A 14,518-nucleotide genomic window follows, 5' to 3' on the forward strand; every position below is an offset into this window, starting at 1 on the left:
GAGGGAAACGGAGAATGCCGCCACGCCGCACGGGCGTGGGCGGTGCGGTCAGTGCCGCAGAACGGTCAGCGCGATGGCTTCCAGGCGTGCCATGTCGAGGATCTCGACGTCGCGCTGCTTGATCGAGACCAGGCCTTCGCGCTCGAAGCGGCGCAGCACGCGGCTGACCGTTTCCGGCGCCTGGCGCAGGTAGTTGGCGATGTCGGTGCGCGACATCGTGAGCTGGAAGCGCTTGGGCGAGAAGCCGCGCTGCGCCAGCCGGCGCGAGAGGCCGATGAGGAACGCAGCCATGCGCTCGTCGGCGGAATGGTCGCCCGCGAACAGCGAGGCCACGCCGATGTCGCGGCTCATCAGGCGGAAGAGGTGGCGCTGCAGGTTCGGCAGGCGCGTGGCCAGCAGCGCGATGCGCGGGAACGAGAAACGGCACAGCATCACGGTGTCCAGCGCCACTGCGTTGCAGGGGTAGCGGTCGTCGTGGATGGCATTGAGGCCGATCACCTCGCCGGGCAGGTGGAAACCCAGCACCTGCTCGCGCCCGTCCGGATCGACCATGTAGGTCTTCACCGTACCGGCACGCACCGCGGCGATCGCGCCGAACGGGTCGCCCTCGCGGAACACGTGGTCGCCCGCATGCAGCGGGCCGACGTGTTCCACCAGCACGTGCAGGTCCGACAGCGCGCTCTTGTCCATGCCTTCGGACAGGCAGGCCTGCGAGAACGCGCAGGTGGAACAGAACGTCAGCGAATCGCCGTCGTCGGCGAGGATGCTCGCGTCGGTGCGCGGAAAAACGATTCCGGAACTCATGCGATGACGCCCGGGCCGGCTAGACGGTTCGCGAGAACTGTGTCGGCGCCACCCCGGCCTGTGGGGCCAGGTAGCGGTCGAAGCACGCCGCCAGCACGCGAAGCAACAGCCGGCCACGCGCGGTCGCGCGGATGGCCTGCGAGGACACGTCCACCAGCCCGTCCCCCTCCAGTGGTTTCAACTGGTCCAGAGAGTGGGCGAAATACTCAGCAAAGTCCACGACATGGCGGCGCTCGACCTGCGGAATGTCGATCTCGCCATGACACATCAACTGCTGGATCACGTCGCCGCGGATCACGTCGTCGGCGTCCAGGTGCATGCCGCGCCACACCGGCAGGCGGCCTTCGTCGATGGCGCGCTCCCAGCTCGGCAGGTCGCGCGGGTTCTGGCTGAAGCTGGATCCCACGTGGCTGATCGCACTCACGCCCAGGCCGATGAGGTCGCTGTCGGCGCAGGTGGTGTAGCCCATGAAATTGCGGTGCAGGTCGCCGCGCGACTGGGCGCGGGCCAGGTCGTCCTCGGGCAGGGCGAAGTGATCCATGCCGATGTACACGTACCCCGCCTCGCCCAGGCGCTCGATGGCCCGTTGCAGCAGCCCCAGCTTCACCTGCGGCGAAGGCAGGTCCTCGGCGCGGATCTGCTGCTGCGGACGGAACAGGTTGGGCAGGTGCGCGTAGCTGTAGATGGCCAACCGGTCGGGGCGTGCCTCCAGCGTGATGTCGAGCGTGCGGTCGAACCCCTCCAGCGTCTGCAGCGGCAGGCCGTAGATCAGGTCCACGTTGACCGAGCGCAGCCCGTTCGTGCGGCACGCCTGGATGATCTCCAGCGTCTCCTCCACGCTCTGGATGCGGTTCACCGCTTTCTGTACCACCGGATCGAAGTCCTGCACGCCCAGGCTGGCGCGATTGAACCCGGCCTGCGCGAGCACGCGGATGTCGTCGGGCGTGACGAAGCGCGGGTCCAGCTCGATCGAGCACTCGCGCTTGTCCGCATGCGCGAACGGGAAGTGGCTGCGGATGACGTCCACCACCTCGGCGATCTGCTCGGCGGCCAGGAAGTTCGGCGTGCCGCCGCCGAAGTGCAGCTGCACCACGTCGCGGTCGCGGTCGAACAGCGTGGAGATCATGCCGATCTCGCGGTACAGGCGCGTCAGGTAGACGTCGCCGCGCGCCTTGTCGCGGGTGATGATGCGGTTGCAGCCGCAGTAGAAGCACGGGCTGGTGCAGAACGGCACGTGCGCGTAGATGGACAGCGGCCGCGGGATCGGGTCGCCATTGGTGAGTGCTGCCGCCTCGCGCAGCTGCACCTCGCCGAAGTCCGCGCGGAACTGCGGCGCGGTCGGATACGAGGTATAGCGCGGGCCGGGCCGGTCGTAGCGGCTCAGCAGCTCCTGATCGAAAAGGACGGGCGAATTGACCATGTCCGCAGCCTACCTACGCGCCATACGGTCGCCTTGATCTCGGTCAAGATGATCGCGCCGGCGTCAGTTTCCAGTCACCGCCCACCCGTCTGAATGCGCCCCAGGCCGGCTCGCCATCGCACGGCCAGATGCGACCGGCTTGATCCAGGTCATGTCCGCGATGGCGGGCGAAGCCGATGCTGTCGCCCATCGCGTCGGCTGCCCTTCGCGACCAACCCTCCCCGGTCGCAAAGGCAGCACGGCGCGTCGGAAGTGGCCATGACCTATTACGTGATTCTCACGATCCACCTGCTGTGCGCCTTCGTGTTCATCGGCACGGTGTTCTTCGAAGTGCTGATCCTGCATGGACTTCACGGGCGCGTGTCGCGCCGCGCACTGGCCGAAGTGGAACGCGGTATCGGCGAACGGGCGCGACGACTGATGCCCTGGGTGCTGCTGGCGATGTACGGCGCGGGCATCGCGCTGGCCTGGCAGCACCGCGGTGCGCTGTCGCATCCGTTGGCCAGTCCGTTCGGCGTGATGCTGTCGATCAAGATCGCGCTTGCGATCAGTGTGTTCGGCCATTTCCTGTATGCCATGCACCTGCGCCGCAGCGGTCGCCTCACCGGCACGCGCTCGCGCCGATTGCACCTGAGCGTTTTCGTGCACGTGGTGTTGATCGTGCTGTTGGCCAAGGGCCTGTTCCACCTCGCATGGTGAATGAACACCTCCTCTTCCGCCCTGCTTCCTGCTGCTGCCTTCGGCGCGGCAGGCGGGGTCACACCTGTTTTTCCATCCCGAGGCACTCTCATGTCGCACCCTTTCGCCGCACGCGCGGTCCTGGTCGCCACGCCGCTCGCCATCGCCACCCTCGCCTTCGCCACGCCTGCCGTAGCGAAGGATGAAGGAACCGATGCGCGCCTGATCTTCGATGCGCGCTATCGCTACGAGCACGTCGACCCCGACAACGCCCTGCGCACCGCCGACGCCAACACACTGCGCACGCGCATCGGCTTCCAGACGGCCACCTGGTCCGGCTGGTCCGGCCTGGCCGAGGTCGACAACGTCACCCATCTGGGTCCGGAGCATTTCAACAGCACGCGCAACGGCCGTACCGCTTACGCCACCGTCGCCGATCCCGACGGTACCGAGTTCAACCAGGCGCTGGTGAAGTACAGCGCCGCCAAGGGTGGCGTGACGCTCGGCCGTCAGCGCATCAACCTGGACAACCAGCGCTTCGTTGGCGGCGTGGGCTGGCGCCAGAACGAGCAGACCTACGATGCCGCGCTGTTCCAGTTCCGCCCGACGCAGAAGGTCGCGCTGTCCTACGCGTACATCGACAACATCAACAGTGTCTTCGGCCCGGACAACGACAACGCCAACCGCACCAATCCCGCCAACTACGAGGGCCAGAGCCACCTGCTCAACGCCCAGGCGAAGCTGTTCCCGGCGCTGACGCTCACCGCCTACCAGTACTACCTCGACCTGGAGAACGTCGCCGTCACCGCCACCGCACCGTTGGGCACGCTGTCCAGCGTCACCACCGGCCTGCGCGCCAACGGCACGCACGGCGCCTGGAGCTACGCAGTGGAACTGGCGCAGCAGCGCGACTGGGCCGACAACCCGTGGAGCCTGGACAGCCATTACGCGCTGGCCGAGCTGGGCTACGCGGTGCAGAAGGTCCAGTTCAAGGCCGGCTTCGAAAAGCTCGGCGCCGGCGACGGCACGGGCAACCGCGCGTTCCAGACGCCGCTGGGTACCAAGCACGCCTTCCAGGGCTGGGCGGACCTGTTCCTCACCACGCCGGTCGATGGCATCCAGGACCGCTACGTCGGCGTCACCTCGCCACTGTGGGGCGGCACGGCGCAGGCGTGGTACCACGACTTCATCGCCGACCGCGGTAGCGCCGACTACGGCCGCGAACTCGACCTGTCCTACGCGCACGCCATCCCCGGGGTGAAGGGTCTGTCCGGTCTGGTCAAGCTGGCGACCTACCGGAGCGATGCGCCGGCGCTGACGGTCGACACGGACAAGGCCTGGGTGCAGCTCCAGTACACCTACTGAGATCGAACCACCGCTCCACGGGTGCGCATGTGCCCGTGGAGCGCTCCGGCTTGATCCGCGTCAAGGCCGGCACCGCCGCAAGATGCGCGAATGGCGCACCCCATCCCGCAGGAGGTCGGTCCATGAATCTGTATCCCTTCGACGCGCGCGGCATCGGCAAGCGTTTCCGCCATGCCGCGATCTTCGGCGCACTCGATGCCCTCACCCCGGGCGAGACCATGCGCTTCTTCAACGACCACGACCCCGTGCCGCTGCTGCGGCAGATCGAACAGCGCTACGGCGCGAACGTCGCCGTCGACTACCGCCAGCGCGAGCACGGCGTGGTGATCATCGACTTCACCGTGCAGGATTTGGCCGCCGGCCAGCTCGCGGCGGGTTGAGGGCGGTCGTCGCCCGCCTGCCCGCTTGACACGCCTTCAGCGCGTGCCGGCATTGCGCGATTCCCGCGAGAGCGGGAATCCACCTTCGAGCGCAGCGTGCCCCACTTCCGTGGGGCACTGGCTCATCACGCCGCCCGGGCCGCCTCGCGCACGCGGTCGATGCGGAACATCAGCACCGAGTCCACCAGCGTCCGGGCTTGTTGCTCCAGGGCCAGTGCCGCACCGGTCGCTTCTTCCACCAGCGCCGTGTTCTGCTGCGTGTTCTCGTCCATGCGGGTCACGGCCAGGCTGACCTGCTCGATGCCCGAGGACTGCTCGCGCGAGGCGGCGGAGATCTCCGCGATCAACTCGCTCACGCTGCGTACCGAGGTGACGATCTCGCCCATCGTCGAGCCGGCGCGATCCACCAGCGTCGAGCCCTCCGTCACCGCCTGCATCGATGCATCGACGATGCCCTTGATCTCCTTGGCCGCAGTCGCCGAGCGCTGCGCCAGCGCACGCACTTCGGCCGCGACCACCGCGAACCCACGCCCCTGTTCGCCTGCACGCGCCGCTTCGACGGCGGCATTGAGCGCCAGGATGTTGGTCTGGAAGGCGATTGCATCGATGACGCTGGTGATGTCGCCGATGCGCAGCGACGAAGCTTCGATGTCGCGCATCGTGCCCACCACGCCGTCCACCACCTCACCGCCCTGCTTCGCCACCGCCGCGGCGCGGATCGCCAGCTCGGCGGCACGACCGGCGGAGCCCGCGTTGTGGCGCACGGTGGACGTCAGTTCTTCCAGCGATGCAGCGGTTTCCTGCAGGCTGGCGGCCTGCTGTTCGGTGCGGCTGGACAGGTCGGCGTTGCCGGAAGCGATGCGGCCGGCCGCGCCATCGATGGCGGTGGACGCGTGCTGGATGCCGGACACGATCTGGGTCAGGCGATCCACCGTCGCGTTGGCGTCATCGCGCATGCGCGCGAACACGCCGTCGAAGTGACCGTCCAGGCGCGCGGTAAGGTCGCCGTCGGCCACCGCCTGCAGCAACCGCGACAGCGCGGCAAGGTTGGCGTCGCTGACGGTCATCATGGCGTTGAGGCCTTCGACCATCGTGCGGAAGTCGTGCTGGAAGCGCGTGGCATCGCCGCGCCGCGTGAAATCGCCCAGCGCCGCGGCGCTCGCAAGCCGCTTGATCTCGTGGTTGATGGCCTGCAGGTTGGCCTTGGTGGTGTCCATGGCCTGCGTGAGCATGGCCTTCTCGCCGGGCAGGCGCACCATGTCCACCGACAGGTCGCCCACGGCGTAGTGCTGCATCGTCTCGACCAGGCGCATCTGGTCCTGGATGTGTTGCGCGACCAGGGCATTGGTCTCGGCCACCATGCGCCCGAACGCACCGGGGAATGCCGCATCGTCCATTCGGAAACCCAACTGCCCCTGCTCGTGACGCGCGGCCATCTCACCCTGCGCTTCCAGCACCGCCTGCAAACGTGTCTGCATGCGCGCCATGCTGGTCAGAAGGCGCCCGGGCTCGTCGTGCGCCTGCGGGCCGATGCGATTCTCCAGCGCGCCCTCGGCGATGGCTTCGGCCACGGCGGTCGCCTGCCCCAGGGGCACCACGATGCGCGTGCCGATCCACCAGCCCAGCAACGCCACCAGTGCCACCAGCGCGCCGCCGCTGGCGGTCATGGTCCAGGTGAACGCCAACGCCTGCTTCTGCACGTCGTCCATGAACATGCCCGAGGCCACCACCCAGCCCCAGTCCGGATAGCCACGCGCGTACACCACGCGCGGCACGGGGCGCTGCTTGCCCGGCCGTTGCGAGGAGAAGGTGACGAAGCCGCCGCCACGGCGCGCGGCTTCCGCGCTCTCGCGATACACCGCCACACCGTCCAGGCTGCGCGCGTCGCCGACGGCGCGCCCGACCAGTTCCTTCTGCAGCGGGTGCATCAGCACCACCGGCTCCATGTCGTGCACGTAGAAGTAGTCGGCGCCGTCGTTGGCGCGCATCGCGGCGATGGCCTTGAGCGCGGCCGCCTGCGCTGCGGCGGTATCCAGTACGCCAGAACGCTCCTGCGCGCGGTATTGATCGAGCACGCCGGCGGTGAGATCAACCTGCGTTTTCAACGCGGCCTTGCGCGTTTCGTACAGGTCCAGGTACTGGATGCGCGCGGCGACGATCGAAAGGGCGACGATGCCGATGGCCACCAGAACCGTCAGGACGATCAGTTTGCGGCGGACGGAGAGATCGGCGAAGAAGGCAGACAGCGAGGCGGAACCGTTCATCGAGTGCAACCAGGAGGCGGGGAACGCGACGACGATCGTTTGATCGTCCCGCGTCCACACTATCGGCGCACCGTTTCAGGACTTGAGTTCCACCACGTTGCGCAATCGGTCATGACATCAACGAAATCGCGATCAGAACGACCGCTTCATTGATCTCAGTCAAAGCACCCGCCGTGTCTCCCGTGATACCGCCAAGGCGCCGCATGCACGCACGTCGCCACAGCACGAACACGATTCCGCTGCATGCCAGCGCGATCACACCGAACCAACCCGTGAGCACACAGCAGGCCGCGCCCGCGCACAGCATCGCGGCGCACGCCGCACGCGGCGCGTCGGCCAGCCCCGAACCCATGCCGCCGCTGCGCACGTAGGGCGTGCACAGGAACGCCATCGTCAGCGACATCCGCGCGACCAGCGGAGCGAGCCACAGCAACGACCACTGCGAAAGACTCGCCATCGCCGCGAACTTCAGCAACAACACCAGCACCACGACGGTCACACCGGCGGGACCGCTGCGGGGATCCTTCATGATCTCGAGCGTGCGTGCGCGATCGCCCATTCCGCCCACCCATGCATCGGCACTGTCTGCCAATCCGTCCAGATGCAGCGCCCCGGTGAGGAACACCCAGGCGCACAACAACACAGCGGCGGACAACAACGGGCGCCCCTGAGGCAACAACCACGCCATCGCGAACAGCAGCATGCCGATCAGCGCACCCACCATCGGATACCACGCCAGCGAGCGGGCGCGACCCGCCGGATCGGCGAACACGCGCGACGGCACCGGAATGCGCGTGAGGAATCCGAGCGCGACCAGGAACCCGTCGATCATGCAGGTGCCGGCCAGGACAGTGCATGCAGCGATGCGTGGGGGACATCGATGCCGGCCATGTCACCGAAACCCCGCGTCTCGGAAATACAGCGCAGTAGACGGATGGCACCGCCGTGGGTCACTACGAGCACGCGACGGTTGCGCGCCTCCGCGACGAGGGCATCCAGTGCGGACGACAAGCGCGTTCGGAAATCCGCGAACGTCTCGCCTCCCGGCGGTGGATGCGCGACCGGATCCGCCCAGAAACGGCCCAGTGCGTCGCCGTCGTCCTGCGCGATCGTTTCGATGGGGACGCCCTGCCAGCGACCGAAGTGGTACTCCACCAGACGACCGTCCACGCGCAATGGCAGGCCCCTCGCCTCCGCCAGCTCCTGCGCGAATCGCGCACAGCGCTGCAGCGACGAGGTGACGATGAGATCCCACGTCCGCCTTTCCACCGCACCGCGCAACTGCGCCCAGCCCAGTTCCGACAGAGGATCGTCGAGCTGGCCGCGGTAGCTGCGCTCACCGGTATCGCCGTGACGCATCAGGTCGATGCGGACGCGGTTGTTCATTGCGAATCCGCGATGGACACGCCGGCCTGCTCGAACGTGGCCATGCCCGCATGCAGCGCGCACGCCAGTCGCAACAGCGGCACGGCCGCAGCGGCGCCACTGCCCTCCCCCAACCGCAGGCCGAGATCCAGCAACGGCCGGGCCTCGAGCGCTTCGAGCAATCGTGCATGGCCGCGCTCGTGCGAGCGATGCGCGAACAGCAGCCAATCGCGCACGCCCGGGTTCAGGCGCACAGCGGTCAGCGCGGCGGCGGTGGTGATGAATCCGTCCACGAGCACCGGCATGCGCGCCTGCGCGGCGGCGATGCAGGCGCCGGTTAGCGCGGCGATCTCGAATCCGCCCAGGCGACGCAACTGCTCCAACGCGGTGTCGGCATCGGCATGGCGACGCAGGCCGCGTTCGATGACCGCTACCTTGCGAGCGATGCCCGCGTCGTCGAGTCCGGTGCCCGCTCCGGCGATCCGCTCCGGCATTTCGCCGAGCAACGCACACGCCAGCGCCGCCGCCGACGTGGTGTTCGCAATGCCCATCTCGCCACCGATGAACAAATCCGCACCTTCGTCCAGCGCCTGGTGCACGCGACCCGCGCCGGCCTGCATCGCGGCACGGAGTTGCTCGTCCGTCATCGCCGCGGCGTCGCAGAAGTTGGCGGTGGATGGCGCGATCACCGCACGCAGCACGCCCGGAATCGCGCCGGGATCGTTCACCGTGCCCAGGTGCACCACGTCAAGACGCGCGCCCAGCGTCCGGGCCAGCACGCTGATCGCAGCGCCACCGCCGACGAAGTTGCGCACCATCTCGCCCGTCACGGCCTGCGGAAACGCGGAGACGCCCTCTGCTGCGACGCCGTGGTCGGCGGCGAACACGCTGATCCAAACGCGCTCGATCCGCGGCCGCTCCACGCCCTGCCATGCCGCCAGTTGCGCGGCAACGTCCTCCAGCACGCCGAGCGAGCCCGGCGGCTTCGTCAGCTTCGACTGGCGCAGCCATGCGGCGTCGGCGGCTTCGCGATCCAGGGCCGCACACGGTTGCGACCACCACGGTGAATTCATGCAAGCGTTCCCTTGAGTACCAGCGGCAAACCCGCCGCGACGAACAACACGCGCTCGCAGTCCCGCGCGAGCGTCTGGTGCAGGCGCCCTGCCTCGTCGACGAAGCGGCGCGTCAGATCGCCCATGGGCACGATGCCCAGTCCGACCTCGTTGCTGACCAGCAGGATCTCGCCCGGCAGCGATGCGAGCGCGGCCACCAGGGCTTCCCGCTCCTGCTCGAACCGGCGAGCGTCTTCGTGTGCGAGCAGATTGCTCAGCCACAACGTGAGGCAGTCCACGAGCAGGCACCGATCCTCGCGCGCGTTCTGCTTCAGCGTCTCCGCCAGCGCGAGTGGCGCTTCGATGCAGGCCCATTGCGCAGGCCGGCGCGCACGGTGATGCGCGATGCGTGCGGTCATCTCGCCATCACCGGCCTGCGCGGTGGCGATGTAGACGACCTCCCGCCCGGAGGCCTGCGCGAGACGCTCGGCGAGCGCACTCTTGCCCGACCGCGCACCGCCGAGGATCAGGCTGCGCATCCGGCCTCCAGACCCAGCAAGCGATGCAGCGCATCGGTATCCAGATGCGATTGCACGGCGTCGGCGAGGCGTTCGATGGACGCTTCACGCAATGCGCGCACATCGATGGGTGTAGCGTCTCGCAGGCCGGCCCAGGCCAGCAGTGCAGCTTGCGCGGCGGGCTCGTCGAACAGCCCGTGCAGGTACGTTCCCAGCACTTGCCCGTCGGGCGACATCGCGCCGTCGAGCCGCCCGTCGTCCAGGCGACCGGACGGCCGCGCGAGCGCGGGCCCTTCGCTGACACCGCAATGGATTTCGTAACCGCGCACAGGTGCGTCGTCCAGCGCCAACCGACCGCGCACTTCGCGCAACTGTTTCTGCGTTGCCAGCGTGGTCTCCATCTCGAGCCAGCCGAAGCCGTCGCTCGACCCGGCGTTTCCCTCGATGCCCAGTGGGTCGTGAACCGCACGTCCCAGCATCTGGAACCCGCCACAGATGCCCAACACCTTGCCGCCGTAGCGCAGATGCCGCGCGAGCGCCTCGACCCAGCCGTTCGCGCGCAGCCAGGCCATGTCGGCACGCGTGGACTTGCTGCCCGGCAGGAGGATCAGATCGCAGGCCGGCGGCGTTTCACCGGGACCGACGAGAATCACCTCCACCGTCGGGTGCGCGCGCAGCGCATCCAGATCGGTGTGGTTGCTGATGCGCGGGATCGCCGGCACGACCACGCGCAAACGGGCGCCAGGCACGGCAATCCGCGCGGCGGGCAATGCGTCCTCGGCCTCCAGGTGCAATCCATGCAGGTACGGCAGGACGCCGAGCACCGGCTTTCCGGTCTCACGCTGCAACCAGTCCAGGCCGGGTTGCAGCAAGGCGATGTCACCTCGGAAGCGATTGATGACGAATCCGGCCACACGTGCGCGCTCACTGGCGGACAGCAGCGCGAGCGTCCCGACGAGGTGTGCGAACACACCGCCGCGGTCGATGTCCGCGACGAGGATCACCGGGCAGTCCACCGCTTCGGCGTAGCCCATGTTGGCGATGTCGTTCGCGCGCAGGTTGATCTCGGCCGGACTCCCCGCCCCTTCCACCACCAGCACGTCGTACCGCGCGGCCAGCCGCGCATGCGAAGCGAGCACGGCATCGCGCGCGACACGCTTGTAGTCGTGGTAAGCGACCGCGTCGAAGTTGGCCACGGCGCGGCCATGGACGATCACCTGCGCTCCGGTGTCGCTGTTGGGTTTCAGCAGCACCGGGTTGAAGTCGCTGTGCGGCTCCAGTCCGCACGCTTGCGCCTGCACCGCCTGCGCGCGTCCTATTTCCCCGCCGTCCACCGTCACGGCGGAGTTCAGCGCCATGTTCTGCGGCTTGAACGGCGCGACCGGCACGCCCTGCCGGTGCAGCCAACGGCACAGCGCCGCCACCAGCGTGCTCTTGCCGGCATCGGACGTGCAGCCCTGCACCATCAGCACGCGCGCGGTCACGACATCACCTGGGCGAGCGCGAGATCCAGCCGCGTGAATCCGGCCTCATCCGGAGGCAGGCCGAAACGCAGGCTCGCTGGTGACTCGAACAGGCGCGTGAGGATGCCGCACGATGCCAGCGCCTCGTGCAACGCCGGGGCGCGCGCGTCCCGACGCCACTGGAAGAACGCACATCCTGCCGACGGCGTGAGTGCGTGCGCGTCGAGCAGGCGCCGGAGCCGGTCGCCCGTATCGGCCAGCTTCACACGCGCGTCGGCATGCCACTCGCGATCGGTCAGCGCGTGCTTCAGCACGTACCGTGTCGGGCCAGCGACCGTCCACGGCCCGAGCAGGTCCCGCAGCGGATCGAGCACCGCGCGCGTGGCGCACACGAACCCTGCACGCGCTCCCGCCAGTCCGAAGAACTTGCCGACCGACCGGAACACGATGAGACCGGGATGTGCGGTGTCGGCGCACAGGCTGCGCTCGGGTGTCGCATCCATGAAGGCTTCGTCCACCACCAGCCAGCCCCCACGCGCGGACAGACTCTCATGCAACGCAAGCAGTGTGGAGCGATCAAAGCGATCGCCACCCGGGTTGTTGGGATGGATCAGCACGATCACGTCGAAGCGTTCGCGCGAGGCCAGCAATGCATCGGCGGGCAATGTTTCCACCGCGTGGCCGGAACGTCGCCACGCGTGCGCGTGTTCGGCGTAGCCCGGCTCGATCACGCCAACGCGACACGGGATGCGCAGCCGCGGCAGCGCCTGGATCGCCGCCTGCGTACCGGCAACGGACAAAACCTGCGGTGCGCCGTAATAGTCTTGCGCCGCTTCGATGAGGCCATCGTCGTCTTCGGGCAGGCGGTGCCATGCCGTCGCCGGCACTGCGGGTACGGGCCACGCGAATGGACTGATGCCCGTGGACAGATCGAGCCATCGATCGGGCGCTATTCCGTAACGACGCGCCGCGCGCAGCAGCCGGCCACCGTGCTCAAGCATGAAAGAGCCTCCACGCATACGACGCCGCGATCGCGACGACGATCCAGACCCGCACACCGTTGCGCACCATCCGCAATGCCGCGGCAATGGAATCGGCGTCGGCGGCGGCGCCCTCGCCCAGCACGGGACGCGTCTCCCAGGTTCCGTGGTACGGCGCGGGTCCACCCAGGCGAACCCGCAGCGCCCCCGCGCCGGCAGCCATCACCGGTCCGGCATTCGGACTGTCCCATTGGCGAGCCTGCACTCGCCAGCAACGTAGAGCGCTCGCGGTGTCGCCGAGGACGGCGTATGTCGCCGCGGTGAGTCGCGCGGGGATGAAGTTGAGTGCATCGTCGATACGCGCGGCGGCCCAGCCGAAGCGTGCGAGGCGCGGCGTGCGGTAGCCCCACATCGCATCCAGCGTGTTCGACAAGCGATACAGCACCGCACCGGGAGCGCCCAGGATCGCGAACCAGAACAGCGCGCCGAACACGGCATCGTTGCCGTTCTCCAACACCGATTCGGTGGTGGCAGCCGCCACCTGCGAGGCGTCCAGTGCGTCGACATCGCGACTCACCATGCGCCCGACCGCCAGGCGCGCGGTGTCCAGCGCTCCATCGCGCAGCGCGGTCTCCGCGCGACGCGCGTGTTCGCCCAGGCTTCGATGCCCGATGGCCGAGTACAACACCACGGCCGACCACGCCCATCCTGCGGTCGCGGACAACGCAGTGAGCCAGTGCGACGCAAGCGCGGTCAATGCGACGGCCGGTAACACCCCGAGGCACCACGCGAAGGTTCCGGCCATGCGCCCGTCGCGGTACAGCCGCGTTTCGATGGCGTGGGCCAAGCGTCCGAAACCAACCAGCGGATGTGCGCGGCGCGGTTCGCCCAGCACGGCATCCAGCAGAGCGGCGGCGAGCATCGCCAGCGCCGTCATGGGCGGAACAACCTGATGGCGGCTTCAGGGTTCGAGGGGAAGTAGAAATGCACGAAGCTGGCCGTCATGCGCGCCTGCCGATAGACCGCCTCCCGACTGGGACCGCCGTTCGGGTTGTGGCTCGATGCCAGGGCCGGTGAATCGATGGTTGCGCTCGCGTAGTGGAAGGTATGTCCGCGCAATTCACCCTCCGGCAGCACCACCGACTGCAGGCCCAGCGCAGCCAGCCGCGCTTGCATCGCCGCGCTTCCGCGCAGCAGCCCCGCCATCGGATGCGCCTGGCCTTCTCGGTCGGCCAGCGAATCGAGTGCGAACAGCATGCCGCCGCATTCGGCCAGCATCGGTTTGCCCGCGTCCCGATGCGCATGCAGGGCCCGGTGCAGGTCGCGCCCCTCCGACAGCGTCTGCAGGTGCAGCTCCGGGTAGCCACCGGGCAACCACACCGCATCGCAGTCTGGCAGGGCATCGCCCGCGAGCGGCGAGAAGAAGCGCAGTTCCGCGCCCGCCTCGCGCAGCAGGTCGAGGTTGGCCGCATACAGGAAACAGAACGCGGCATCGCGTGCGATCGCGATGCGCATCCCCGTCAGGGTACGTGGCACCGTTGCGCGCTGGCCGGGTGCGAACCCCACCTGCGGCGGCAGCCCGGTCGATGCATGCGCCGCCCACGCGTCGGCCAGTGCGTCCAGGCGTGCGTCGATATCGGGCAACTCGTCGGCGGAGGTGAGTCCAAGGTGGCGTTCCGGCAAGGCGAGTGCTGCATCGCGGGGCAACGCGCCGAGCCAGTGCAGCTCGGGTGGAAGGCTGTGGCGAAGCAGGCTGGCGTGATGCGCGCTGCCGATACGGTTCGCGGCCACGCCGAACACCTCCAGACCCTCGCGGTAGCGGGCCAGGCCCGTCGCGAGCGCGCCGAAGGTCTGCGCCATCGCCGAGCCGTCGATCACCGCCAGCACCGGCAACCCGAGTGCCTGCGCGAGGTCGGCGCTCGACGGCGCGCCATCGAACAATCCCATGACGCCTTCGACCAGTATCAGATCGGCCTCGCCCGCCGCGGCATACAGGCGCGCGCGCACATCGGCCTCGCCCGTCATCCACAGGTCCAGTGCATGCACCGGCGCCCCGCAGGCGCGTTCCAGCACCATCGGGTCGAGGAAGTCCGGGCCCGTCTTGAACACGCGCACGCGTCGTCCCTGCCGCGTGTGCCAGCGGGCGAGCGCCGCAGTCACGCTGGTCTTTCCCTGCCCCGAAGCGGGCGCGGAAACCAGCAAGGCAGGACAGTGACGAAGCTCGCCCAT

Annotated in this window: 14 protein-coding genes; 3 read left to right on the forward strand and 11 right to left on the reverse strand. The window is 68.5% G+C overall.

Annotated elements, in window-relative coordinates; all coding sequences use genetic code 11:
• Positions 1-48 precede the first annotated feature (48 nt).
• Positions 49-804, reverse strand: coding sequence for a helix-turn-helix domain-containing protein (locus QLQ15_RS13670; RefSeq protein ID WP_283213319.1), 756 nt, complete (start codon positions 802-804; stop codon positions 49-51).
• 19 nt (positions 805-823) lie between these two features.
• The gene (gene hemN, locus QLQ15_RS13675; RefSeq protein ID WP_283213320.1) at positions 824-2,224 is read right to left on the reverse strand and encodes an oxygen-independent coproporphyrinogen III oxidase; all 1,401 of its coding nucleotides are present in this window, start codon (positions 2,222-2,224) and stop codon (positions 824-826) included.
• 258 nt (positions 2,225-2,482) lie between these two features.
• Here hemN and QLQ15_RS13680 point away from each other — a divergent pair, with 258 nt between their 5' ends.
• From QLQ15_RS13680 to QLQ15_RS13690, 3 genes are all read left to right on the forward strand, one after another.
• Positions 2,483-2,923: a CopD family copper resistance protein gene (locus tag QLQ15_RS13680; protein WP_283213321.1), complete on the forward strand. Its 441-nt coding sequence runs from the start codon at positions 2,483-2,485 to the stop codon at positions 2,921-2,923.
• 90 nt (positions 2,924-3,013) lie between these two features.
• A complete protein-coding gene (locus tag QLQ15_RS13685) occupies positions 3,014-4,267 on the forward strand; it encodes an alginate export family protein (protein ID WP_283213322.1) in 1,254 nt (417 codons plus the stop codon).
• A gap of 122 nt (positions 4,268-4,389) precedes the next feature.
• Positions 4,390-4,647, forward strand: coding sequence for a DUF2249 domain-containing protein (locus QLQ15_RS13690; protein WP_283213323.1), 258 nt, complete (start codon positions 4,390-4,392; stop codon positions 4,645-4,647).
• A gap of 125 nt (positions 4,648-4,772) precedes the next feature.
• Here QLQ15_RS13690 and QLQ15_RS13695 read toward each other — a convergent pair whose 3' ends face one another.
• From QLQ15_RS13695 to QLQ15_RS13735, 9 genes are all read right to left on the reverse strand, one after another.
• Entirely contained in the window at positions 4,773-6,911 is a 2,139-nt protein-coding gene (locus QLQ15_RS13695) for a methyl-accepting chemotaxis protein (protein WP_283213324.1), read from the reverse strand.
• Between the two features lie 109 nt (positions 6,912-7,020).
• Positions 7,021-7,743 carry an adenosylcobinamide-GDP ribazoletransferase gene (locus tag QLQ15_RS13700; RefSeq protein WP_283213325.1) on the reverse strand — a complete coding sequence of 241 codons (723 nt, stop codon included), beginning with the start codon at positions 7,741-7,743 and terminating at the stop codon, positions 7,021-7,023.
• Complete coding sequence (locus QLQ15_RS13705; protein WP_283213326.1) at positions 7,740-8,297, reverse strand: histidine phosphatase family protein; 558 nt, start codon at positions 8,295-8,297, stop codon at positions 7,740-7,742. Before QLQ15_RS13705 ends, QLQ15_RS13700 begins: the two co-directional genes overlap by 4 nt.
• The gene (cobT, locus tag QLQ15_RS13710; protein WP_283213327.1) at positions 8,294-9,349 is read right to left on the reverse strand and encodes a nicotinate-nucleotide--dimethylbenzimidazole phosphoribosyltransferase; all 1,056 of its coding nucleotides are present in this window, start codon (positions 9,347-9,349) and stop codon (positions 8,294-8,296) included. The genes QLQ15_RS13705 and cobT overlap by 4 nt, the downstream gene beginning before the upstream one ends.
• Positions 9,346-9,867, reverse strand: coding sequence for a bifunctional adenosylcobinamide kinase/adenosylcobinamide-phosphate guanylyltransferase (gene cobU, locus QLQ15_RS13715; protein WP_283213328.1), 522 nt, complete (start codon positions 9,865-9,867; stop codon positions 9,346-9,348). The genes cobT and cobU overlap by 4 nt, the downstream gene beginning before the upstream one ends.
• The gene (locus tag QLQ15_RS13720; protein WP_283213329.1) at positions 9,855-11,330 is read right to left on the reverse strand and encodes a cobyric acid synthase; all 1,476 of its coding nucleotides are present in this window, start codon (positions 11,328-11,330) and stop codon (positions 9,855-9,857) included. Before QLQ15_RS13720 ends, cobU begins: the two co-directional genes overlap by 13 nt.
• Entirely contained in the window at positions 11,327-12,310 is a 984-nt protein-coding gene (gene cobD / locus QLQ15_RS13725; protein WP_283213330.1) for a threonine-phosphate decarboxylase CobD, read from the reverse strand. Before cobD ends, QLQ15_RS13720 begins: the two co-directional genes overlap by 4 nt.
• Positions 12,303-13,226 (reverse strand): adenosylcobinamide-phosphate synthase CbiB, encoded by a 924-nt coding sequence (gene cbiB / locus QLQ15_RS13730; protein WP_283213331.1) that lies wholly within the window; start codon positions 13,224-13,226, stop codon positions 12,303-12,305. The genes cobD and cbiB overlap by 8 nt, the downstream gene beginning before the upstream one ends.
• Complete coding sequence (locus QLQ15_RS13735; RefSeq protein WP_283213332.1) at positions 13,223-14,518, reverse strand: cobyrinic acid a,c-diamide synthase CobB; 1,296 nt, start codon at positions 14,516-14,518, stop codon at positions 13,223-13,225. Before QLQ15_RS13735 ends, cbiB begins: the two co-directional genes overlap by 4 nt.

It is taken from the genome of Lysobacter stagni, from assembly GCF_030053425.1.
Lineage (GTDB): Bacteria > Pseudomonadota > Gammaproteobacteria > Xanthomonadales > Xanthomonadaceae > Lysobacter_J > Lysobacter_J stagni.